Raw genomic sequence first — 21,912 nt, 5'->3', positions numbered from 1 at the left:
GGCGCACTCCTCATATTTTTCGCAGGGAGTGGGAGATTAGTGCATTGCAACATGATTTGGCAAGCACATTAATTGGGGTCAGATTCCTTTTAATAACCCAGTATCTCAGTTTGATATTTTATTAGGGACATATCAAATTAAATAGCAATAAAGCCAATACAGAAGCGCGAAGAAGCCTATTTTTCCTCTGATTTCTTCACGCTCTTTGGCCGTCCGGCCTGCCCCGCCACCACCCGGCGGGGTGTCTGTTTTTGCAACCCCTCGATGAAATCTGCGTCGCCAAGGGCCCATCCGCTCAGGGCCGAAGCCGTGAGAGCCGCCTGCTCCTGCGACCCGATTCCCGTCTGCACCAATGCGGCATAGGCGGCCTCGCGGGCAAACGGCGTGTTGCCCAGCGCCCAGTACAAGGCATGGGGCGTGAGCAGGCGGTCGTTGCGTACACCCCGCCAGTGGGCGTGGCTGGACCAGAGGTAGTCCGCCGCATTCGCAACCAGCCCCGCCCTCACCGGATTGAGGTCCAGGTACACCATGCAGGGCAGCAGGTACTTATCGGGCTGCAGCACGGTGGACCGGTAGCGCCCTTCCCACAAGGTGCCGGTGCGCGCATGGCGGCGGTTGAAATACTGCACATAGCGCCGCCCCACCGCCTGCATCATTTGGGGCAGCGCCTCAGCCAACGAGGGGGTGACCAGCAAATGGAAGTGGTTGTCCATGAGCACATAGGCATGGACAGCCACCCCGTGCTGGAGCGCGCTGTCGGCCAGCAAGGCGAGCATGGTGTGGAAGTCTTCGCCGTCCTGAAATATGGGCTGGCGGTTGTTGCCACGCTGGATCACGTGGTGCAGGTGGCCTGGCAGGGCAAGGCGTGGAAGGCGTGCCATGGGTGAGGGTCGATGAAGGCAATGTGCGCCATCATAGACCCGTCCCCAATTTCAAAACCTCCGGCACGCTGCCGCGCCGCTGCGACACGGGTGACGCAATCAGCCCGCAGCAGCAGCCTCGGTCACGTCGGCAGCCACCGCCAACCCAAAACGGGGCCCCAAGGCGTTCTCCAGCCCGAACTCGACCAGGATGGCGCGCAGGCGCTCAGCCGCGCTGCGCTTTTTCTGCCCGGTGTAGCGGGCGATGATGAGTTCGTTCTTCATGCTGTGCTCCCAACCCACCAACTCGGTCACCGTCACCTGGTAACCGCTGGCCTCCAGGTACAGGCAGCGCAGCACATTGGTCACCTGGCTGCCCAGCTCACGGGTGTGCAGCGGGTGCCGCCACAGCTCGGCCAAGGGCGTGCGGGCCAGCTGCAAGGCCTTGCCCTGGCGCAGACAGGCGGCCATCTCGGCCTGGCAGCAAGGCACCAGCACCATGGCGCGGGCTTTCTTTTGCAGGCCAAAGGCAATGGCATCGTCGGTGGCCGTGTCGCAGGCATGCAGGGCCGTGACCACATCGATCTGCACAGGCAACTCGTCGGCCGCCGACGATTCGGCCACCGACAGGTTGAGGAAGGACATGCGGCCAAAACCCAGCCGCTGGGCAAGCAGGCGAGATTTTTCGACCAGCTCAGCCCGGGTCTCGACGCCATAGATATGGCCATGCCCCAGGGCCTTGAAATACAGGTCGTACAGAATGAAGCCCAGGTACGACTTGCCCGCGCCATGGTCTGCCAGGGTCGGCCCGCTGCCGTCGGCCGAAAGCTCCGACAGCAGCGGCTCAATGAAGTTGAACAGGTGGTACACCTGCTTGAGCTTGCGCCGCGAATCCTGGTTCAGCCGCCCTTCGCGCGTGAGGATGTGCAGCTCCTTGAGCAGCTCAATCGACTGCCCGGGCCGCAGCTCGGACATCTCTGCCGCCTGGGCATCGGCCTGAGATTCCTTCTTGCGGGTCGCCCCACCGGCTCCGCACGGCGAGGGGGATGGTTTCTTCTGCGTCATTGCGCACGCCCTCCCTCGGACTGCACCGCCCCAGGCCCCGCCGCGTGCGGCCCCACATCCAGCGCCAACCAACCCTCCATCCCCAAGCCCTCCAACACTTCCATGTTCCGCTCAAAGATGGCTTCCGCCTCAGGGAACACCTCCACGGCCCGGTCGATGCTGTCTTCACGCAGTAAATGCAGCGTGGGATAAGGCGCACGGTTGGTGCAATTGGTAACGTCGTCTACCTCGGTGCCCACAAACTGGAACTGCGGGTGAAAGCTGGCGATTTGCAGGGTGCCGTCCAACCCCAGCGCGTCCAGCAAATCCTCGGCCTCACCAAGAAAATCATTGAAAACCAGAAAATCCTGCAAACAGTGCGGCAGCACCAGCAGCGTCGTATCACGCACTTCGGCGGGCATGCCCTGCAGGGCCAGAAGCTCTTCACGCAACAACTCCAGCACAGCAGCGGGATTGTCGGTCAGTGCCACGGCGTAGTGGACCTGCCCCTTCACATGCACACCCTTGGCGAACGGGCACAGGTTCAGCCCGATCACGGCCTTCTCCAGCCAGCGCACGGTGTCATGGATGAACGGGGCTGCGGGATCGAGCGCGCCCATCGGGAAGATGGAGGAAGTGGATGTCATAGGCGCGCTGGCAGGCACAGTAAAAAGAGGCCTGATTTTACCGGCGCCTCGCCACGCCGCGCCGGGCGGCAGCGTCATCCGCCCAGCAGGCGCCGCCCCGTCAACCGTTCATGCTCCCGCGCAGCAAAGCGGTCCGTCATCCCGGCGATGAAATCAGCCACGGCACGCGCGCGCACCGCCGCATCCCCTGCCAGCGCCTGCTGCGCAAACGCCGCCTTCATCTCCTGGGGTGCGGCTACATAGGCCGCAAAAAGGTCTCGCACAATGTCCTGGGCCAGCCCCGTGGTCTCCATCACCTGTGGATGCCGATACAGGTGCCGGAACAGGAACTGCTTGAGCGCCTTGGAACGCTCGCGCATGCCATCGCTGAACAAAACCAGTGGAGGGCACTGGCGGACATCATCGGCACTGGCGGGCGCATGTTCACGCAAGGCCAACCGGGTGGCATCAATCACGTCGTACACCTGCGCACTGAGCATGCGGCGGATCGCTTCGAACAACAGTCGCCTTTGCAGCGATGGCTGCGCGAGATCCGGATGCTCGGCCAGCGCTGCAGCCCGGTACGCGTCAAACAGCGGAACATCGCGCAACTGCGCCAAAGTGATCAGGCCTGAACGCACACCATCGTCAATATCGTGCGCGTTGTAGGCAATCTCGTCGGCCAGGTTGCACAACTGGGCCTCCAGACTTGGTTGCTCCCGGCGCAGGAACCGCCCGCCCACACCACCGGGCTCGGCCGCCTCCAACTGTTCGGCATGCTGGCGCGAACAATGTTTGAGGATGCCCTCCCGCGTCTCGAAGGTGAGGTTGAGGCCGTCGTACTGGGGGTACCGCTCCTCCAGTTGATCCACCACACGCAGGCTTTGCAGGTTGTGCTCAAAACCGCCAAACCCGGACATGCAGCCATGCAGCGCATCCTGCCCCGCATGTCCAAACGGCGTGTGACCCAGATCGTGGGCCAGCGAAATCGCCTCGACCAGGTCCTCATTGATCTGCAGCGACCGCGCAATGGACCGCCCGAGCTGCGCCACCTCCAGCGAGTGGGTCAACCGGGTGCGAAACAGATCCCCCTCGTGGTTGAGGAACACCTGTGTCTTGTAAACCAGGCGCCGAAATGCCGTGGAATGCACGATCCGATCACGGTCCCGCTGGTACTCGGTGCGCGTAGGGGCGGGCTGCTCCGGGTAGCGCCTCCCCCGTGTCTGCGAGGGGAGTGAAGCGCAAGGCAAAAGATCAGAACTTTGAATCAAAATCGGGGCCTGCGCGCTTTGGACATACGTTACCAGCTACACATTAGATAGCAAATAGCAAACTACCCACGTCAACCACAACAGGCGTCAATGACCTCTCGCACCAAAGCATCGGGGGCAGCCCGCACCACAGCCTTGCCCGGCCCATCAATCAGCACAAACCGGATCTCCCCGCCTTCCGATTTCTTGTCGATGCGCATCAACTCCAGATAGCGGCCCGCGTTGTCCGCCTCATCCAGCACAGGCCCCTTCGTCGGCAAACCCGCCCGCGCAATCAGCGCAGTGAGCCGCTCCACAAACGCAGCGTCCACGAGCCCCAGTCGGCGGGACAACTCGGCCGCCATCACCATGCCAGCGGCCACCCCCTCCCCATGCAACCAGACGCCATACCCCATGCCCGCTTCGATCGCGTGGCCAAAGGTGTGCCCGAAATTGAGGATGGCCCGCAGGCCGGTTTCCTTTTCGTCTTGGCTAACGACCCATGCTTTGATTTCGCAGCTGCGTTGGACTGCATGCGCCAAGGCAGTACGGTCGCGGGCCAGCAAATCTTCGATAGAGGACTCCAGCCAATCCAAAAAATCGACATCGGCAATCGGCCCATATTTGATGACTTCCGCCAATCCGGCGCTGAGTTCTCGTAAAGGCAAAGTATCCAGCACAGCGAGATCGCACACCACTAGCTGTGGCTGGTAAAACGCTCCGATCATGTTCTTCCCGAGAGGATGATTTATGGCCGTTTTCCCCCCGACAGAAGAGTCTACTTGCGCCAAGAGCGTCGTTGGTACTTGTACAAAGGGTACGCCGCGCATATAACTTGCAGCAGCAAAACCTGTCATATCCCCGATCACCCCCCCACCCAGAGCAAAAAGTACAGTTTTCCGGTCACACTTATTGGTCAAAAGACTATCGAAAATTAACTGCAACACCTGCCAATTTTTGTGCTCTTCACCATCAGGAAGCAGTACTTGATGCACTACAGAAAATTTTCTCTGTAAGACACTACATAGTTGTTGCGCATAAAGAGGGGCGACCGTTGTGTTGGATACAACAATTGCCGCCCCCGAGAAATTCAAATCCGAATAAGTGACTTCAGCGAAGGACGAGCCGTCGCCAATCGCAATATTGTAACTACGACCACCCAAATCAATCGCAACCTGCGCAAAACCAACCTTCAACATTGCGCATGCACTCTCATACACAAAAAATCATGCATACAAAACCTTACAAATTCTTGCCCAAAAGGTCGAAAAATCAACCTGCGCACAGATCTAGCGAATTGGAAAAATTGAATTTCTCAAGCATCACAGACCCGTGTCAAAAAAAAGACGACTACACCGAATCCAATCAGCTCGAATACACCGCACTCGCAAGAATTAATTTTCAGAAATTTTAGCGCAGTTATTTAACGACTCTAGAAACCAAAAAATACCACACGTAGATCGAAAGCGAGCACTACACAGGGCACAATCAAAATCTAAAAAATAAGACAACATCACCATATTGAAAAGGAGCTGCCTAACGCCTCTCTATTTCATATCTACATAAAACACCTTCTCAGACAGTCCGCGCATCAAAAATAGAATACCCGGACTGTCTGAGGCCCCGAATCAAGGGCAAGTAACTGGAGGGACCGCAGTGGCATCACCAACGACTTCAATCGATACCTGACGTGTTACTACACTGGTACCACGTTTAGCCGTAACCAGGAATGCATTCACTCCACACGCCGGAGGCGTTCCATTGACAAAGCCCGTATTACCAGTAGTAGCCGATGTAAGCCAAGCTGGCAAAAGCTGGAAGTCCCAAGTAATGGCTTGTGTAAGATCACCCCCGCTACCAGAGAATGCATAGAGATATGAACTGCCCTTGATAGCATTTGGAAGCACACAAGCAGTATTTACGTTTGCAGAGCATCCATTGATGGTAAACACGAATGGATCCAGCGGCAAAGCCCCCGTAACAGTCAATGTCACAGTGCGCGATACTTGGCTCCCTATCGCATCCGTAACAGTCGCGACAACTGTGTAAACACCTGGTGCGGCCAAAGGAGTGCCACTGATAACTCCTGAACTATTTAGCGTCAAGCCAGGTGGCAGTGTACCGACCAACGACCAGCTGTAAGGCGCGATTCCACCGGTCGCTTGCAATACAGTCGCAAACGGGAGGGTATTAGGCACCGTCAAAGCCGTTGCAGTAAACGTAAGTGGAGTTGTCGCTACACCGTCCAGAACGCTGACCGCAACCAGCGAGGAAACAGCGTCTTGAATACCATTAGTGACATTGTTATCAAAACGATCTGTAGTCAATTCCAAAAGAATAACACCGCTTGCCGCCCCACTGGACAGAGAAAAGGTCCCAACTCCGCCCAATGTGCCAACTTGCAAAACACTACCCGACTGATTGCCAGATATCAGCTTAGCACCCGCATAGGCGCCAAATGGGCGAATACTCACTTGCAAATTGGAAGCGGAAGGATTGGACACCGGCTGATTTGCATCATCCATCAAAAAAGCCTGGATACCAACGCTATTGCGCAAATTACCAGTATTATCTCGAGACCCTAAGAATCCGGGCACCTGAGCCGTGGCCCGGACGCTGGCCGGTTTTCCACCGCCCCCACCACCTACGGCGATATCAACGCTTGCGGTGCGCACTTGTCCATCACGCGGATCCGTGACAGAACATGTCACTCGAGCAGTGCCGATTTGATTTCCCGCATGAAAATGAAACGAAGCCCCACCGGCATTTGCACCCAGTGTCACAGATCGATAGGCAAGCGGATTTTTATTTTCATCTTGATGCTCTGATTTTCCATCCAAGTAGTAAAGCGCGCCCGAGTCGAGCCCTGCCGTTAAATTGCAGCCAAAAACATCTTCCCCCCCAGGAATCGGGCTAGCCCCCTTTCGGGCATCAACATAGAGTGTCGTAGTGTATGCACCAAATGCGCCAATTACTGCCGGTTGATTTCCAACATTGAGAGGCAACTGGCTTTTCGTAGAACGCAACGAAATGCTGTATGGTTCATTGGTGCTACCAGAACTACCACCACCGCCACCACACGCTGCAAGAACTCCTATCATGGCAAGGATTGAAGCTTTAAGAAATTTACGCATTTGATTACATCCTCAATTCATTCAACGTGCAGAAACACGATCCGATATTACCTTAGGGGTAATAAAAACTAACATCTCCCGCTTAGTTGATTCTTTAGTTCTATTCTTGAACAAGTTACCAACAACTGGCACATCCCCGATCAAAGGAATTTTATTCTCTTGATTAGTTTCTTCCATTTCAAAAATCCCACCAATCACAACCGTCCCGCCATTCTCGATAAGGATTTGAGTTTTAACATGTTTTGTGTCAATTGCCACACCCTGAGTTGTCGTTTCACCGCGACTATCCTTGTTCACATCCAGATCTAAAATAATATTTCCTTCTGGAGTTATCTGCGGAGTAACCTCTAATTTTAGAACGGCTTTCTTGAATGCCAAAGTGGTTGCACCATTGGGGGCAGTTACTGAGTACGGATACTCAGTGCCTTGTTCAATTAAAGCTTTCGTTTGGTCGGCAGTAATAATTCTTGGACTTGATACTATTCTCCCTTTACCATCTGCCTCCATAGCAGACAACTCAAGCGTGAGAAATCGATTGGCGGCCGAATTAAATATCGAAAGTGCAAAACTCCCAACACCACTCACGCTAGAAAGACTAGCAGGAAGATTTACAAAATTCCCGTTTGTATTAGTAGACCCTCCGGCGCCACTCGAGGCAACTGCGTCACTGTACGAAGAGCCAAACGCTACTCGATTGTTTCCACCAATACTGTAGCCCCCATCCCCCCCCCGGTTAGCCCTCAGATCCGTTCCGCCAAGACGCACTCCCAATGAGCGACCAAAAGAATCTCGCGCCTCGACAATACGCGCCTCAATCAGAACTTGCCGAACAGCCACATCTAGACTAGCGAGCAAAAGCCGAACCTCTTCCAACTTGCTCGACGTGTCCGTCACAAACAACTGGTTGGTCCGCGGCTCTGATATTGCACTGCCCCGCTCCGACAAGAAACGCCCCCCCCCGCCGCCGCCACCGCCACCAGTTGCAGAGGTCGTTAGCTGAAGAAGGATATCCCCAGCCTTGGCATAGTTTAGTTGATAGGCTTGAGTTTTCAGCGGTTCCAATTTCTGTATTGCCAGAGCCGCTTCAAAATCTTTTTTCGTACGTGCATCGATCTCATCCTTCGGAGCAATCCAAAGAACGGATCCTGTCTTCTTCATGCCGAGGCCTTTTGCATCCATGATAATTTGGAGTGCTTGATCCCAAGGCACATCTTTGAGCCTCAGCGTAAGGGCCCCCGTTACGGTATCAGAAGTTACGATATTAAAGTTTGTGAAATCAGCAATTACCTGAAGCAGCGATCTGACTTCAATATTCTGAAAATTGAGTGAAAGCTTTTCTCCAGAATACCCGGGACCTTGAGTAAGCTTACTCAGATCGATCTTTTTCTGCCGAATTTCCACAACGAATTGACTGTCGCTTTGATAAGCACTGTGCTCCCAATCACCCGCAGACTCAATCAGCATACGCACACGCTCACCCACCTGAGTCGTCGTTACAGTTTGCACGGGAGTTCCAAAATCCGTAACATCAAGGCGCCGCCTAAGGCCCTCAGGTAGTGAAGAGCGCATGAACTCAACTACGATACCTTTCGCTTGTTGCTGGAGATCAACCCCCACCTGGCTGCTTGTCAAGTTAACAACAACTCGTCCGGAACCATCCGTGCCACGGCGAAAATCGACATCTTTCAATGGCAAAACATCACTGTTTTGGCCATCCGAAAAATGCACAACAGAGGATGCGGGATTTGAAGTCGCTCCTGCAACAGGATCAAGCGACAATATTAATGTTCTACCTTGAATATCAGTTCGATAAGAGGTTGCTGATTTCAGATTCAAGACAACGCGAGACCGCTCTCCTGCCTGAACCACATTGACTGACTTCAAATTACCTAAATTTACTTCATAGACTGACTTTCCAGAGGCGTTTCCCACACCTTGAAAATCAAGAGCAACGCGCGCTGGCGATTGCGTAGAAAAACCAGTCGGAGTTGAAGCAAGAGGCCCATCAAAATCTATTTTCAGTACCTCAACACCGCCCTGAATACTTGCAGCAATCGCACTGATAGCTCCCTGGGCCGCCACCCCCAAAGAAACAACTGCAATAGAAACGCCTACAGCAGCATTACGGCAAAAACTCACAAAGGAGCCACTATGATGTTTCATTTTTTACCCTCTTGCAGATCTAGCGACACTGGGCGCTCTATCCAGTCTCCAGTTGCATCCTGCGCGATTTCGCGCAATTGAATTGAAGTCTCCGTTACCCCAATGATCTTCCCATAATTTTGACCCAAATAATTCCCGACCTTCACTTGGTAAATTAGATTATCAACCTTCAATAACGCGGTAGGCGTTCCCGTTTTATTCAGACTCCCAACCATTGCCATCGCGTCCAATGGAAACGCCTCAAGAGGCTCTTTGCGTCGCGTCATCTCCGGGGCAATCAATGCCGCATTAGAGGCAATCTGCGCAGAATCTCGCCGTAATGCCTGGGTGAGCTTCACTTGATTGAAAGGTTCAAGCGCTCCAGCCTGAGAATATGACTCTGGAATAAATTTTTTCGGCTCCGTCAATGGAGTTACGTTAGGCCTCGTATTAGCTCTCTGATCAGCAATCCAAAGGCGTAGCTCATCCTCTCCTGATGGCAAACATCCTGCAAGAGAAAAAGTTGAGAAGAGAATTAGCGCACCCTTTACTGCTCCCCTCATTTAGCACCTCCAGCCTTTTTCTGCGCCTGTATTTCCTCAGGATCTAAATATCTGAAAGTACGTGCAGTCGCATCCATAATCAACCCATCGCGAGCGCCAGGCATGATTGATATATTATTCAGTGTCACAATGCGCGAAAGATGGGCGACATCCGACGCGAAAGCACCTAAATCATGATATTTCCCTGTCACTCGAATAGATATAGGAAGCTCTGCATAATAATCTTTGACGACTACCTGCCCAGGCTTGAAGAGTTCAAACTGCAGACTCCGCCCAAGCCCTGCCTGGTTGATATCAGACAAAAGAGCAGCCATCTCAGCTTTACTAGGCAGCTGCTTCTCGAGCTGAATAACATACTGCTGAATCTGCTCCCTTTGCTTTTTCAACGCATCCAAACTCACGGCCTTGACCAGCTTTTTCTGGTAGTCGGCCCGCAGGGCAACCTCTTTACTTCGCTCACCCTCCAGCTCTGCCTCATAGTCCTTCAAAAATGCGAACCACGAAACCGTGGCTACAGCTCCTGCGATAAAAAGACACAGCAGCGCCTTGGGAAAAACTGGCCATAGCGATGGATCTTTGGTGTCCAGATTCTTGAATTGCCGTTGAACTACATCCATCTGTTCGGCAAAGCTAATAGATTTTTCCTTTTTATTAGCCATGTCACTTGCCTCCCGATGCTGATGCAGCAGCACTGGCCGCCGCCATCGTCTTCTGGGCTTCACTTGCACGCACCAGCTGGAATTTCAGATTAAACGAGGACACTCTACGCTGATCCCGTTGACTCAAAGAAACCGTACTGGCTGTAATTTCACTCAACTCGGGCTTGTCTAGCCACGGGGTGTTAGCGGACAAGTTACGCAGCAACTCAGAAACTCGCTCATTCGATTGGGCCATGCCTTGCATGGTGATCGTTTGTCCGGTTTGACCAATCGCAGTGATATACACCCCATCTGGCAGCTGCTTGACCAGCTCCGTCAAAAGATGGACTGGAAGATTTCGGTCAGATTGAAGATCTTCGACAGCCTTCTGGCGTGCGCGCAGAGCAGCAATCTCATCTTCGATGGACGCGATTTCTTTGATCTGCTCTTCGAGCACTTTAATTTCCTGTTGCAGGAAATTGTTCTTGGCCTGCTGATCGGTGATCATCATCTGAAACCACCAATAGATGGCACCAGCTATCACCAAACCAAGGAGGAACGACGCAAACATGGTGGCCTGAAAAGCCTCCTTGCGACGCTTCCGCGCCTCCTCTCGGTGAGGGAGTAAGTTAATCAGAATCACTGCAAGAACCTCCGCATAGCCAGGCCGCAAGAGGTCAAATAGGATGGCGCTTCGCGCACCATCTTTTTGAGCCGGACGGAACTTCCAATCTCCATCCCGTCAAATGGATTGACCGCGCTGCAGGCAAACCCCGTCTGCTGAGTAACGGCCTCGGTGAGGCCTGGCAAAGGCGCCGACCCCCCCGCAAGCATGATGTGATCAACACGGTTGTGTGGCGTGCTGGTGAAGAAGAACTGCAATGCACGGCCAATTTCTTGGGCCATGCTATCGACGAAAGGACGAAGAACTGCAGCCTGGTAGTCTTCAGGAAGATCGCCGTTGCGTTTTTTGCCTTCTGCCTCTTCCACCGAAAAGCCATATTGACGCACGATCAATTGCGTCAGTTGAGCGCCACCAAACGCCTGGTCACGGTCATACAGGACTTCTTCGTTTCGAATGACCTGCATGCTGGTGGTAAGCGCACCCACCTCGAACAAGGCCACCATGGCATCAACGCCTTTGTTGGGGAGCGCCTCAATCAAACGTCCCGCCGCCAAGCGCGATGCATGGGATTCGATATCAACCACCACAGGCTTCAAGCCTGCAGCCTCTGCCAAGCCTTGTCTGTCCTGGACTTTTTCGCGCCGTGAGGCGGCGATGAGCACATCCACATCACCGGGCGCATTCTTGCTGGGCCCGATCACGCAAAAATCCAGACTTACCTCGTCGAGCGAGAAAGGAATGTATTGATTGGCTTCGGACTCGACCTGGACCTCAAGCTCCTGCTCCGTCATACCACCCGGGAGGGTGATCTTTTTGGTAATGACAGCAGAGGGTGGCAACGCAAGAGCGACATTTTTTGTCCTCGTTCCGCTCTTCTTCACGAGTCGGCGCAGAGCGTCCGCGACCTCGTCGAATTTTTCGATGTTGCCGTCCGTGATCCAGCCGCGCTCCAGCGGCTCGATGGCGCAACGCTCCAGAACCAGACCGCCTGCCTTATCACGCCCCAACTCCACCAGCTTGACACTGGAGGAACTGATGTCGATTCCCAGCAGCGGAGCAGACTGGCGACTGAACAAAGACCCCATTGAGATCAAGATTGGTCCCCTGTAACTTGCCAAAATGAGGCAACAAAACTTAACACTTCACATGAATGCTATCAGTAAGATAGTTCTCCAGCAAAGATTTTTCCCGTTGTAACGCCTGCGGAGCGTTGCCAAAAGCAGACGAAATTTCGGCGCTCGGCAATACCGTTCGACAAGGATCACGTGCCTTTCGGCGGCACCGGAATGGCCCGTATTTAGGATTCCAGAGAAGTCTGGACAGACATTTTTATAATGGGCGGCCTTACCCTTTCGGAGCGATATGCCGCCCTCCCCCTCGAAGTCGTCCGACAAGTCGGACACATCCTCCGCCCGCCCCCGCTCCACCTGGCTTCGCTGGCTTCTTCGCATCACGCTGTGGATGGCCGGGTTGGCGACGGCTGCGGCGGTCGGACTGGCGCTGGTCATCGCGGTGGCGCTCGCCGTGGCCTACCCCAACCTTCCCGATATCTCAGACCTGGCCGACTACCGGCCCAAGCTGCCGTTGCGCGTCTACTCCGCTGAAGGGGCCTTGCTGGGTGAGTTTGGCGAGGAGCGCAGAAACCTCACGCCGATCGAAGACATCCCGAAGGTGATGAAGGATGCTGTTCTGGCCATTGAGGATGCTCGCTTCTTCCAGCATGGCGGCGTGGACTACAAAGGCGTGGTGCGCGCAGGCCTTGCCAATTTGGGCCGTGTGAAAAGCCAAGGGGCATCGACTATCACAATGCAGGTGGCTCGCAATGTTTATCTGTCGTCAGAAAAAACATTTACCCGCAAGATTTACGAAATCTTACTGACATTCAAACTGGAGCACTTACTGACCAAAGATCAGATTCTTGAGATTTACATGAATCAGATTTTCTTGGGCAATCGGGCTTATGGTTTTGCCGCAGCCTCCGAGGCCTATTTTGGCAAACCGCTGAAATCTCTGTCCATTGCAGAAGCCGCGATGTTGGCGGGATTGCCCAAGGCCCCGTCGGCCTACAACCCCATCAGCAATCCCAAACGTGCCCGAGTCCGCCAGCAGTACATCATTGAGCGGATGGAAGAGAACGGCTTCATCACCGCGCAACAGGCGGCCGACGCCAAGAAGGAAGAGCTGAAGATCCGCACCGGTCCCGACAACACACGAGTGCATGCGGAGTACGTGGCCGAAATGGCCCGCCAACTGATCTTCACGCAGTACGGCAACGAAGCCTACACGCGCGGCCTGAACGTGTACACCACCCTGAATGCGGCGGAACAGGAAGCCGCGTACAGCGCCTTGCGCAGAGGGATCATGGACTATGAGCGACGCCAGCAGTACCGGGGCCCCGAGAAGTTCGTGACCTTGCCCACGGCGCCACAGGAAGTCGAGGATGCGATTGATGACGCCCTCGCCAACCACCCAGACAATGGCGACGTGCTTTCGGCCGTGGTGCTGGAGGCAACGCCGCGCAAAATCGTTGCAGCGCGTGCCAATGGCGACACACTGGAGATCGCCGGAGATGGCCTCAAGCCCGCGCAGTCAGGGCTGAGCGACAAGGCCCCGCCCAACATCAAGATCCGCCGGGGTGCGGTGATACGCGTGGTCAAGACGCCCAAAGGCGCCTCGGAGATCACGCAACTGCCTGAAGTCGAAGGCGCCTTTGTGGCCCTGGACCCTCGCAACGGCTCCATCCGCGCCCTGGTGGGAGGCTTCGACTTCGACAAGAACAAGTTCAACCACGCCGCACAGGCGTGGCGCCAGCCGGGCTCCAGCTTCAAGCCGTTCATCTACTCTGCCGCACTTGAAAAGGGCTTCACTCCGGCCACCGTCATCAACGACGCGCCGCTGTTCTTTGATGCCGGTGTGACCGGTGGCCAGCCCTGGGAGCCCAAGAACTACGACGGCAAGTACGACGGCCCCATGAGCATGCGCACGGGCCTGGCCAAATCCAAGAACATGATCTCGATCCGCATCCTGCAGGCCGTAGGCCCCAAGACGGCGCAGGAGTGGGTGGGACGTTTTGGCTTTGATCCTGAAAAGCACCCTGCCTACTTGACCATGGCGCTAGGGGCAGGCTCCGTCACGCCGCTGCAGATGGCGGCCGCCTACTCGGTGTTTGCCAATGGGGGCTATCGCGTGAACCCCTGGCTGATCACCAAGGTCACGGACCACAAGGGCCGGGTGATTTCCGAGACCACACCGCCAGTGACCAGCGAACAACCTCGGGCCATCGAGGCCCGCAACGCTTTTCTGATGAACAGTCTGCTGCAGGAAGTCACCCGTTCCGGGACGGCGGCCCGTGCGCAAGCCACCCTCAAACGCCCCGACCTGTACGGCAAGACCGGCACCACCAACGACTCGGTGGACGCCTGGTTTGCCGGCTACCAGCCCACCATCGCAGCCGTCACCTGGATCGGCTACGACACGCCCCGCAACCTGGGCAGCCGCGAAACCGGGGGCGGACTCAGTTTGCCCGTGTGGATCAGCTTCATGGAGCGCGCACTCAAGGGCGTCCCCGTGATGGAGCCCACGGTGCCTGCTGGGGTGGTCAATGTGGGTGGCGAGTGGTTCTATGACGAGTACGCCCGCAGTGCAGGCGTGTCGAGTGTGGGGCTGGAAGACCAACGCTCCACTTCACCGGCGGTCACACCCCAGGCGCCACCGCCTTCTGAAGAGCGCAGCCGCATCCTCGACCTGTTCCGCAACTAGCGGAGCAACGCTTGCACACAGCGCTGCACGGATGCGGTGGGACGCGGCACGCATCCGCCAGAGCAAGGAGAACAGGGGGCGGGAGCTTGCCCAGCCCGCTCCCGGCGCACAACGAAGCGCCGATTGCTTGACTGGGCGGCAGTCTAAAGGGCAGCAAACTGCAAAGGCAGCCCTGATTGCTGGGTGGCATCGCGGCTCAGACACGCGAAAAACTCTCCAGCCCCCTTTGTGTCCTGCCATGCGCTGCCGTCAAACCGGTAGTGGTAGCCCCCCGAGCGAGCCGCCAGCCAGACCTCGTGCAGAGGTTTTTGCAGGTTGATGACGATCTGGCTGCGGTTGGGAAAGGTCAGTGTCACCATGCCGCCTGACCTCTGGGCGTCCACATCGGCATCCGTGGTGTCGTTGATGCGATCACAGCTGCGCTCGACGGCAAGCAGCAGTTGTTCGGCGTGGTCCATGAATTCGAGGTCGGTCATTACAATTTGCGCATGTTGAAAGCTCCCCAAATTCTAGTCAGGACACTTGTCCTTGCTGCCAGTGCGGCGGCCCTGCTTGGCTGTGGACAGCGGGGGCCCTTGTACCTGCCGACGGGGCCTGCTGCGGGCCAGCGCGCCACTCTGCCAGAAACACTCACGCCCAGCAGCGGCGCGGGCGCAGCGCAGGCGCCTGCTGCCGCAGCCTCTACCCCCCGCTGACGCCGCTGGGACAACGTCCCGCCATGGGGCACCAATGCAGCACCGCTTGATTTCGATCAAGCACAAACCCTAGGGGCACTCGTACAGTCTGCGCTTTATTGCACCGCAGGATGGCCATGGCCCTGGAACTCTACCGCGACAAAAATCACGCTTGCCTGATGTTCACCGACCTCATCGAGGAGGACGGCCAAGCCGTGCAAGCCAACCAGTTTTTGATCGTTGACGACGACACGGGCGCCATCATCGACCCGGGCGGCAACCTCGCGTTCAACGAGCTCTTCATGGGAATGACCAAACATTTCCCGCCCCACAAGCTCTCGTACCTGATCGCCTCGCACGCCGATCCGGACATCATTGCCTCGCTCGACCGCTGGATGACGAGCACCAAGGCCAACCTGGTGATCTCGCGCGTGTGGGAGCGATTTGCACCCCACTTCACCAAGGTGGGAAAAACAGAAAACCGCGTGATTGGTGTGCCCGACGGCGGTGGCCACCTGCCCCTGGGCCGCCACGAGCTGGTGCTGCTGCCTGCGCACTTCATGCATTCCGAAGGCAACTTCCACTTCTACGACCCGGTCAGCCGCATCCTGTTCACGGGCGACCTGGGCGTGTCGATGATGTCGGGCGCCGAAGCCCGTGTGCCGGTGACCGACCTCAAGGCGCACATCCCGCGCATGGAGGGCTTCCACCGTCGATACATGGTGTCCAACAAGATCCTGCGCCTGTGGGTGCGCATGGTGCGGCAGCTTGATATCTCCATGCTGGTGCCGCAGCACGGCGCCCCCATCAAGGGCAAAGAAGCCATCAACGACTTCTTTGAATGGATCGAGAACCTGATGTGTGGCATTGACCTGTTTGATGACCGGGCCTACCAGATCCCCACGGCCTACATCGACCCCGTGACCCGGCAGATGCGCCCGGCACTGCGGGCCGTCAATGCGTAAAACTGAGCCATCACAAGGAAAAATGGCCGCCTCCGCGCATTAGGCAAGTAAAGTTTGCTATTAAATATATAGCAATTATCTCCCAACGCTAAGGCAAGCCCGCCGGCGTGCTACGCCCGCGCTGGGTGGCGGCCCGGCCAGGCTGCGGCCTGTACCAGCGGTGCCAGGCACGCCAGCCCAGCAGCACCGCCAGGATGGCGGCGTACAGCGCCACTTCCGCAAAATCGTTCTTACCGGCACGCATCCAGAAGAAGTGCAGGATGCCCAAACCCGCCACCGCGTAGACCGCGCGGTGCAGCGCCTGCCAGCGCTTGCCCCCCAGCGCCTTGATGGCCCGGTTGAACGAGGTGCCCGCCAGCAGCGCCAGCAGCAGCAGTGCCAGCGACCCGACCAGGATGAACGGCCGCTTGGCGATGTCGCGCAGGATGTCTGCCAGGTCAAAACCCATGTCGAACCAGGCATAGCTCAACAGGTGCAACACCCCATAAAAAAACACGAACAGGCCCAGCATGCGCCGAAACCGCGCCAGCTGCGGCGTGGCCGAAAGCACGCGCAGTGGGGTGACGGCCAGCACCAGGCACAGCGCCCGCAGCGTCCAGTCGCCCGTGGCGCGGATCAGGGCCTCTGCGGGGTTGGCGCCCAGCTGGTTGGTGGCTGCGGCCACCACCAGCCAGACCAGGGGCAGCAGGCACAGCACAAACACCAGCGGTTTGGCGGCGGGATGGAGCAGAAGTTTGCGCATGGGGATCGGTACCCTTCCTGGCAGCCGCAGCCCCCACGCGGAAGGCCGGGCAAAAAGACAGGGCCCAGAGAAGGTCAGGCGGTCGCCAGGGGTCAGTAGAACTTCTTGAGGTCCATGCCCGCATAGAGCTGGCCGACCTGGGCTTCGTAGCCGTTGAACATCAGAGTCTTGCGCTTCTTGGCGAACAGGCCGTCTTCACCAATGCGCCGCTCGGTGGCCTGGCTCCAGCGCGGGTGGTCCACCTCGGGGTTCACGTTCGAGTAGAAGCCATATTCCTGCTTGGCCGCCTTGTTCCAGGCGGTGCCCGGCTCCTTCTCGACGAAGCGGATCTTGACGATGCTCTTGGCGCTCTTGAAGCCGTACTTCCAGGGCACCACCAGGCGCACGGGTGCGCCGTTCTGGTTGGGCAGCACCTCGCCATACATGCCAAACGCGAGCAGGGTCAGCGGGTGCATGGCCTCGTCCAGGCGCAGGCCTTCCACATAGGGCCAGTCGAGCACCCGCGAACCGACGAAAGGCATGGTCGCCTTGTCGGCCAGGGTCACAAATTCCACATACTTGGCGCTGCCCTGCGGCTCCACGCGCTTGATCAGCTCGGCCAGCGAATAACCCACCCAGGGGATGACCATGGACCAGCCTTCAACGCAGCGCAGCCGGTAGATGCGCTCTTCCTGCGGGCTGAGCTTGATCAGGTCTTCGATGCCGTATTTGCCGGGCTTCTTGACCAGCCCTTCCACTTCCACCGTCCAGGGGTTGGCCTTGAGTGTGTGGGCATTGCGCGCCGGGTCGGCCTTGTCGGTGCCGAATTCGTAGAAGTTGTTGTAGGTGCTCGCGTCTTTGTAGTCGGTGAGCTTTTCCATCGTGACCGCGCCCGCCACAGTGGACTTGGCACCCGCCAGCGCAGCCAGCTTGTTGGGCCGCACCACCTGCGCCTGCTGCGCCAGCGCCTCGCGGCCTGCCCAGGCCGCCATCGCGGCACCTGCCGCGCCGCCCGCCATGAGCTTGAGCATCTGGCGGCGGTCTTCGTAGACCGCGCGGGGCGTGATTTCGGAGGGGTGGGGGTGGTTGAAGCCCGAATCGCGCGGGGGGATCAGCATGGGGAGACTCCGGTCATGGTCTGGTGGAAACAGCTGCAGCGGTAGAGCAACACTACTGCTAGTTCGTTCCCTGGACTGTGCAGGTTACACCGACGACGCAATAGTTGCCGCCGCCTGCGCCAATGCCCGACCGGGCCCTCTCCCTTGAACCCATCACAACGTGCCGTAGCTGTGCAGGCCGCTCAGGAACATGTTCACGCCCAGGAATGCGAACGTGGTGACCGCCAGCCCCACCAGCGCCCACCAGGCGGACACCGTGCCGCGCAGCCCCTTCATCAGGCGCATGTGCAGCCAGGCCGCGTAGTTGAGCCAGACGATCAGCGCCCAGGTCTCCTTCGGATCCCAGCTCCAGTAGCCACCCCAGGCCTCGGCCGCCCACAGCGCGCCCAGCACGGTGGCAATGGTGAAGAACGCAAATCCCACGGCGATGGACTTGTACATCACGTCGTCCAAGATCTCGAACGAGGGCAGGCGCGCCGCGATGCGCTTGCGGCCCAGCAGGATGCCCGCGACGATGAGTGCGGAGATGCCGAAGTACACCATCCAGTAGCTGCCGCCGTTCTCGGTGGCGCCCTGGCGGAACACGATGGGCTCAAAACACAGCACCACGCCCAGCAGCCACAGGGGCGCCAGCTTGTACCAGCGGGTTTCGGTGGCCTGCTGCTTGATCAGGTAGGCAAAGGCCACCATGGCGGCCAGCGCAAAGGTGCCGTAGCCGATGAAGTTGGCGGGCACATGCAGCTTCATCCACCAGCTCTTGAGGGCAGGCACCAGCGGCTGGATCTCATGCGCCTCGCGCACCACGGTGTACCAGAGCAGGAAGCCCACGGCGGCACTCACCACCAGCATGACAAAACCGCCCAGGGCACGCGTGTCGTACTGCTCTTCGTAGTACAGGTAGAACGCCGCCGTCATCCAGCAGAACAGCACGAACACCTCGTACAAATTGCTCACCGGGATGTGGCCGATGTCCGGGCCGATGAGGTAGCTTTCGTACCAGCGCACCAGCGTGCCAATGAGCGCCATGGCCACGGCCACCCAGGCAATGCGCGAGCCCAGCATGCTCATGGTGCGCCCCTCGCCGCGCGAAAACATGCCGATCCAGTAGAACGCGGTGCTGATGAAAAACAGCATGCTCATCCACAGGATGGCGGACTGGCTGGAGAGGAAGTATTTGAGCCCGAACACCGTGTCGGCCCGGGCCAGGCTGCCCGCCCCGTCCTGCTGGTACAACCCGATCGCCATCAGGGCCACGGCGGCCACGATGAGCAGCAGCACCCGCAGCGGGCGCCAGAACCAGCACAGCCAGATCGTGCAGGGAATGGTCCCGAGCAGGATGCCTTTTTCGTACCCGTCCATGAAGCTGCCATACCGCTGCAGCGCGTAAAGACCGCCCACGGTCACGATGGCGGCAAACAGCCAGTCCAGCCAGTTGCGACGGGCAAAGAAGCCCTCGTTCAGGGTGATCGTGGTGGTGTTCGAAGAAGAGGTCGCGGTGTTCATGCAGTACCTTCGCGGGGCGAGGCCCCGATCAGTTTGTGTGCGAGCTGTGCAAACTCCTGGTCACTGTCCAGCGTCTTGCGGTTGGTGGACAGCGCCATCGTGGCGTGGGTACGCCCTTCCTGGGGAGCCACCCACACCCATACGCGCCGCTCCCGCACGTACAGCATGGCAAAAATGCCCAGGATCAGCAAGGCGCAGCCCAGATAGACAATGTTCTTGCCAGGGGCGCGGGCCACCTGGAACACGCTGGCCTGCACCTGGGTGAAGTCCTTGAGTTCGAACGCCAGCGGCGCGGGGTAGATCTGCGCGTCCGACAGCGAGAGCACGGCCTGCGTCATGAAGCCCTGGGTGCGGTCATCGTGCTGCAGCGGCGCCTGGCCCGCCTGCTTGCGCGCAAGCTGGGCCAGCTCGAACAGCGTGCCATTGAGGATGCGCACCAGCACCTCGCCCGCCCGCGCGCGCTCGGCCTCGGGCACGTTGGCCTCCATGAAGTCCGACACCGCCTGCAGGCCGCCCGTGGGCTTGCCACCTACCATGCCTTCGCCCGCAAACAGCGCCAAAGCGCGGGATGCCGAGAGGCGCAGCTGCTCGGCTAGCTCGGGTCGCGACGAATCCATGGCCTGCGTCACATAGCGGCGCACGGCCTGATCGCGCGCATCGGGGTCTGCCAACAGGGCCTTCATGCGCAGAAAACCGTCCATGCTGCCGTTGTCGTCTGCAGGCACGCGCAGGTAGCGGAAGGGGTCGGCAGGCGACTCGCGCACGCCCAGCAGAAACACCGGCACGCCGTCACCCGTGTCCACGGGCAGCATGTAGTTGTGGAACTCGCGCGCCTGGCCTGCAGCGTCGCGCAGCTTGTAGCTCACGCTCGGGCCCACGTTGCGCAGCTCTTTTTTGGTCACGGTCTTGTTGGCGGCCCCCAGGCGCGACTCCACCGATTCGCGCAGGTCCACCTTGCGCACATCGGCACCGCTGCCACCGGGGCCTGCGCCGCCAAAGTTCTCGACGTTGATGGTTCGCAGGGCCGTGAACTCCAGCGTCAGCGTCTCGCTGCCCGGACCGCCCCCCTTGCTAGAGAGCTGGGTAGAGCCGCCCACCACACCTTCCACATCAAACGGTTTGGCGCCCGCCACCATGGGCGCGGCGCGCAGCTTGAGGTGCGATCCGCCGTCGTCAAAGCTCGACTGGTAGATCTCGATGCCTTTGTAGCTGGCCGGGTGGTTCACCTCCACACGCGCCGGAATCTTCTCGCCCGTGGCCTTGTCGTGGATCACGATCTCGCTGGCGAACAGCTTGGGCATGCCCGTGGAGTAGTGCTCCACGATGAATTTCTTGAGTTCGATGGCGAACGGCAGGTCCTGCAGCAGCACGCCGTCGGACTGGTTCAGGATGGCGGTGCTGGACTGCGTGCCCTCGGCCACCAGCAGGTTGCCCCGGAAGGTGGGGTTGCGCTCGGACAACCGGTGCTCGGGCTTCACATCGGCAATCAGACCGCCGCCCTGGTAGGGCGTCTTGCCCCCCAGCAGCATCTGGGCGCGCACGATGAGGTCGCCGTCCAGCAGGCCGCCCACACACACCAGCACGATGGCGCTGTGCGCCGCGATGTAGCCGATCTTGTTGGCCGCGCCCGCCTTGGCCGCCACCATCCAGCCGGTGCCAGGGCCCGCAGCGGTGTCGCGCTGCTGCAGGCGCACCTTCCAGCCACCACCGGCCAGCAGGGTGCCTATGCGGCGGGCCTCGGCCTCGGCCGCCTCGGGCAGGTCGGCCTGCGCCTTGTGGTGGAAGGCCTTGAGGCTCTGTTCGCGGATGTTTTCCTTGTAGGCCTTGAGGTCCACCAGAATCTTGGGCGTGTTGCGGGCGATGCACAGCGAGGTGCTGATCACCAGAAACGCCAGGATCAGCAGGAACCACCAGGCGCTGTACACCGCGTTGAGCTGGATGGCGCCAAACAGTTCGGCCCAGAACGGCCCGAACTGGTTGACGTAGTTGACTGCGGGCTCATGCTGCTTGAGCACCGTGCCGATCACCGAGGCAATGCAGATCACCGTCAGCAGCGAGATGGCAAACCGCATGGAGGACAGCAGTTCGATCCCGGCGCGCCAGGCCTGGGAACCAGACTGGATGCGAAGGCCTTGGGTGTTGTCGGACATGGATAAAACGGTGTCTGCGAAGCGCGAAAGAAAAAGGGCGGGGCCATCTGTGTGATGGACCCGCCCTTTTTGGGGTTGTTATTGGCGGTAGGTTCCGTGCGGCCCGGTTCAAAAAACCTCAAGGGGCCACGGTTTGACGA

Annotated in this window: 19 protein-coding genes; 3 read left to right on the top strand and 16 right to left on the bottom strand. The window is 58.3% G+C overall.

Annotated elements, in window-relative coordinates; translation table 11 throughout:
• Positions 1-176: 176 nt before the first annotated feature.
• The 11 genes from ACYZGB_RS13590 to ACYZGB_RS13540 form a co-directional block, all read right to left on the bottom strand.
• Entirely contained in the window at positions 177-881 is a 705-nt protein-coding gene (locus tag ACYZGB_RS13590) for a transposase (protein WP_462388935.1), read from the bottom strand.
• A 99-nt stretch (positions 882-980) separates the two neighbouring features.
• Complete coding sequence (locus ACYZGB_RS13585; protein WP_462388934.1) at positions 981-1,925, bottom strand: class I SAM-dependent methyltransferase; 945 nt, start codon at positions 1,923-1,925, stop codon at positions 981-983.
• Complete coding sequence (locus ACYZGB_RS13580) at positions 1,922-2,551, bottom strand: DUF1415 domain-containing protein (protein WP_462388986.1); 630 nt, start codon at positions 2,549-2,551, stop codon at positions 1,922-1,924. Before ACYZGB_RS13580 ends, ACYZGB_RS13585 begins: the two co-directional genes overlap by 4 nt.
• Positions 2,552-2,625: 74 nt before the next feature.
• Positions 2,626-3,798, bottom strand: a complete 1,173-nt coding sequence (locus ACYZGB_RS13575) for a deoxyguanosinetriphosphate triphosphohydrolase (protein ID WP_462388985.1) — start codon at positions 3,796-3,798, stop codon at positions 2,626-2,628.
• A gap of 74 nt (positions 3,799-3,872) precedes the next feature.
• Positions 3,873-4,979 (bottom strand): 3-dehydroquinate synthase, encoded by a 1,107-nt coding sequence (gene aroB / locus ACYZGB_RS13570; protein WP_462388932.1) that lies wholly within the window; start codon positions 4,977-4,979, stop codon positions 3,873-3,875.
• A gap of 429 nt (positions 4,980-5,408) precedes the next feature.
• The gene (locus ACYZGB_RS13565) at positions 5,409-6,914 is read right to left on the bottom strand and encodes a putative Ig domain-containing protein (protein WP_462388931.1); all 1,506 of its coding nucleotides are present in this window, start codon (positions 6,912-6,914) and stop codon (positions 5,409-5,411) included.
• 21 nt (positions 6,915-6,935) lie between these two features.
• The gene (gene pilQ, locus ACYZGB_RS13560) at positions 6,936-9,077 is read right to left on the bottom strand and encodes a type IV pilus secretin PilQ (RefSeq protein ID WP_462388930.1); all 2,142 of its coding nucleotides are present in this window, start codon (positions 9,075-9,077) and stop codon (positions 6,936-6,938) included.
• Positions 9,074-9,619 (bottom strand): pilus assembly protein PilP, encoded by a 546-nt coding sequence (locus ACYZGB_RS13555; protein ID WP_462388928.1) that lies wholly within the window; start codon positions 9,617-9,619, stop codon positions 9,074-9,076. Before ACYZGB_RS13555 ends, pilQ begins: the two co-directional genes overlap by 4 nt.
• The gene (locus ACYZGB_RS13550; protein WP_462388927.1) at positions 9,616-10,278 is read right to left on the bottom strand and encodes a type IV pilus inner membrane component PilO; all 663 of its coding nucleotides are present in this window, start codon (positions 10,276-10,278) and stop codon (positions 9,616-9,618) included. The genes ACYZGB_RS13555 and ACYZGB_RS13550 overlap by 4 nt, the downstream gene beginning before the upstream one ends.
• 1 nt (position 10,279) lies before the next feature.
• Positions 10,280-10,900, bottom strand: a complete 621-nt coding sequence (locus ACYZGB_RS13545) for a PilN domain-containing protein (RefSeq protein WP_462388926.1) — start codon at positions 10,898-10,900, stop codon at positions 10,280-10,282.
• Positions 10,897-11,976, bottom strand: a complete 1,080-nt coding sequence (locus ACYZGB_RS13540) for a pilus assembly protein PilM (RefSeq protein WP_063459786.1) — start codon at positions 11,974-11,976, stop codon at positions 10,897-10,899. The genes ACYZGB_RS13545 and ACYZGB_RS13540 overlap by 4 nt, the downstream gene beginning before the upstream one ends.
• Positions 11,977-12,244: 268 nt before the next feature.
• Here ACYZGB_RS13540 and ACYZGB_RS13535 point away from each other — a divergent pair, with 268 nt between their 5' ends.
• Positions 12,245-14,641, top strand: a complete 2,397-nt coding sequence (locus ACYZGB_RS13535) for a penicillin-binding protein 1A (RefSeq protein ID WP_462388924.1) — start codon at positions 12,245-12,247, stop codon at positions 14,639-14,641.
• Positions 14,642-14,784: 143 nt separating this feature from the next.
• Here ACYZGB_RS13535 and cyaY read toward each other — a convergent pair whose 3' ends face one another.
• Positions 14,785-15,117 carry an iron donor protein CyaY gene (cyaY, locus tag ACYZGB_RS13530; RefSeq protein ID WP_462388923.1) on the bottom strand — a complete coding sequence of 111 codons (333 nt, stop codon included), beginning with the start codon at positions 15,115-15,117 and terminating at the stop codon, positions 14,785-14,787.
• Between the two features lie 12 nt (positions 15,118-15,129).
• Here cyaY and lptM point away from each other — a divergent pair, with 12 nt between their 5' ends.
• Both lptM and ACYZGB_RS13520 read left to right on the top strand, forming a co-directional pair.
• Positions 15,130-15,336 (top strand): LPS translocon maturation chaperone LptM, encoded by a 207-nt coding sequence (gene lptM / locus ACYZGB_RS13525; RefSeq protein WP_252659274.1) that lies wholly within the window; start codon positions 15,130-15,132, stop codon positions 15,334-15,336.
• Between the two features lie 116 nt (positions 15,337-15,452).
• Positions 15,453-16,280: an oxygen-binding di-iron domain-containing protein gene (locus ACYZGB_RS13520; protein ID WP_462388921.1), complete on the top strand. Its 828-nt coding sequence runs from the start codon at positions 15,453-15,455 to the stop codon at positions 16,278-16,280.
• Between the two features lie 88 nt (positions 16,281-16,368).
• Here ACYZGB_RS13520 and ACYZGB_RS13515 read toward each other — a convergent pair whose 3' ends face one another.
• The 4 genes from ACYZGB_RS13515 to ACYZGB_RS13500 form a co-directional block, all read right to left on the bottom strand.
• On the bottom strand, positions 16,369-17,022 hold the full coding sequence (locus ACYZGB_RS13515; protein ID WP_462388920.1) for a protein-methionine-sulfoxide reductase heme-binding subunit MsrQ: 654 nt from the start codon (positions 17,020-17,022) through the stop codon (positions 16,369-16,371).
• 92 nt (positions 17,023-17,114) lie between these two features.
• A complete protein-coding gene (gene msrP / locus ACYZGB_RS13510; RefSeq protein ID WP_462388918.1) occupies positions 17,115-18,119 on the bottom strand; it encodes a protein-methionine-sulfoxide reductase catalytic subunit MsrP in 1,005 nt (334 codons plus the stop codon).
• 153 nt (positions 18,120-18,272) lie between these two features.
• Positions 18,273-19,622 carry a c-type cytochrome biogenesis protein CcsB gene (gene ccsB / locus ACYZGB_RS13505; protein WP_462388917.1) on the bottom strand — a complete coding sequence of 450 codons (1,350 nt, stop codon included), beginning with the start codon at positions 19,620-19,622 and terminating at the stop codon, positions 18,273-18,275.
• The gene (locus tag ACYZGB_RS13500; RefSeq protein ID WP_462388915.1) at positions 19,619-21,772 is read right to left on the bottom strand and encodes a cytochrome c biogenesis protein ResB; all 2,154 of its coding nucleotides are present in this window, start codon (positions 21,770-21,772) and stop codon (positions 19,619-19,621) included. Before ACYZGB_RS13500 ends, ccsB begins: the two co-directional genes overlap by 4 nt.
• Positions 21,773-21,912 lie beyond the last annotated feature (140 nt).

Source organism: Acidovorax sp. Q11 (genome assembly GCF_054950075.1).
This window is presented reverse-complemented; position numbering and strand designations above follow the sequence as displayed.

Bases quoted from the DNA above. Each gene is read 5' to 3' on its own strand.
- ACYZGB_RS13590 (WP_462388935.1), bottom strand. From the start codon at position 881: ATGGCACGCCTTCCACGCCTTGCCCTGCCAGGCCACCTGCACCACGTG.
- ACYZGB_RS13585 (WP_462388934.1), bottom strand. From the start codon at position 1,925: ATGACGCAGAAGAAACCATCCCCCTCGCCGTGCGGAGCCGGTGGGGCG.
- ACYZGB_RS13580 (WP_462388986.1), bottom strand. From the start codon at position 2,551: ATGACATCCACTTCCTCCATCTTCCCGATGGGCGCGCTCGATCCCGCA.
- aroB (WP_462388932.1), bottom strand. From the start codon at position 4,979: ATGTTGAAGGTTGGTTTTGCGCAGGTTGCGATTGATTTGGGTGGTCGT.
- ACYZGB_RS13565 (WP_462388931.1), bottom strand. From the start codon at position 6,914: ATGCGTAAATTTCTTAAAGCTTCAATCCTTGCCATGATAGGAGTTCTT.
- pilQ (WP_462388930.1), bottom strand. From the start codon at position 9,077: ATGAAACATCATAGTGGCTCCTTTGTGAGTTTTTGCCGTAATGCTGCT.
- ACYZGB_RS13555 (WP_462388928.1), bottom strand. From the start codon at position 9,619: ATGAGGGGAGCAGTAAAGGGTGCGCTAATTCTCTTCTCAACTTTTTCT.
- ACYZGB_RS13550 (WP_462388927.1), bottom strand. From the start codon at position 10,278: ATGGCTAATAAAAAGGAAAAATCTATTAGCTTTGCCGAACAGATGGAT.
- ACYZGB_RS13535 (WP_462388924.1), top strand. From the start codon at position 12,245: ATGCCGCCCTCCCCCTCGAAGTCGTCCGACAAGTCGGACACATCCTCC.
- cyaY (WP_462388923.1), bottom strand. From the start codon at position 15,117: ATGACCGACCTCGAATTCATGGACCACGCCGAACAACTGCTGCTTGCC.
- lptM (WP_252659274.1), top strand. From the start codon at position 15,130: ATGTTGAAAGCTCCCCAAATTCTAGTCAGGACACTTGTCCTTGCTGCC.
- ACYZGB_RS13520 (WP_462388921.1), top strand. From the start codon at position 15,453: ATGGCCCTGGAACTCTACCGCGACAAAAATCACGCTTGCCTGATGTTC.
- ACYZGB_RS13515 (WP_462388920.1), bottom strand. From the start codon at position 17,022: ATGCGCAAACTTCTGCTCCATCCCGCCGCCAAACCGCTGGTGTTTGTG.
- msrP (WP_462388918.1), bottom strand. From the start codon at position 18,119: ATGCTGATCCCCCCGCGCGATTCGGGCTTCAACCACCCCCACCCCTCC.
- ccsB (WP_462388917.1), bottom strand. From the start codon at position 19,622: ATGAACACCGCGACCTCTTCTTCGAACACCACCACGATCACCCTGAAC.
- ACYZGB_RS13500 (WP_462388915.1), bottom strand. From the start codon at position 21,772: ATGTCCGACAACACCCAAGGCCTTCGCATCCAGTCTGGTTCCCAGGCC.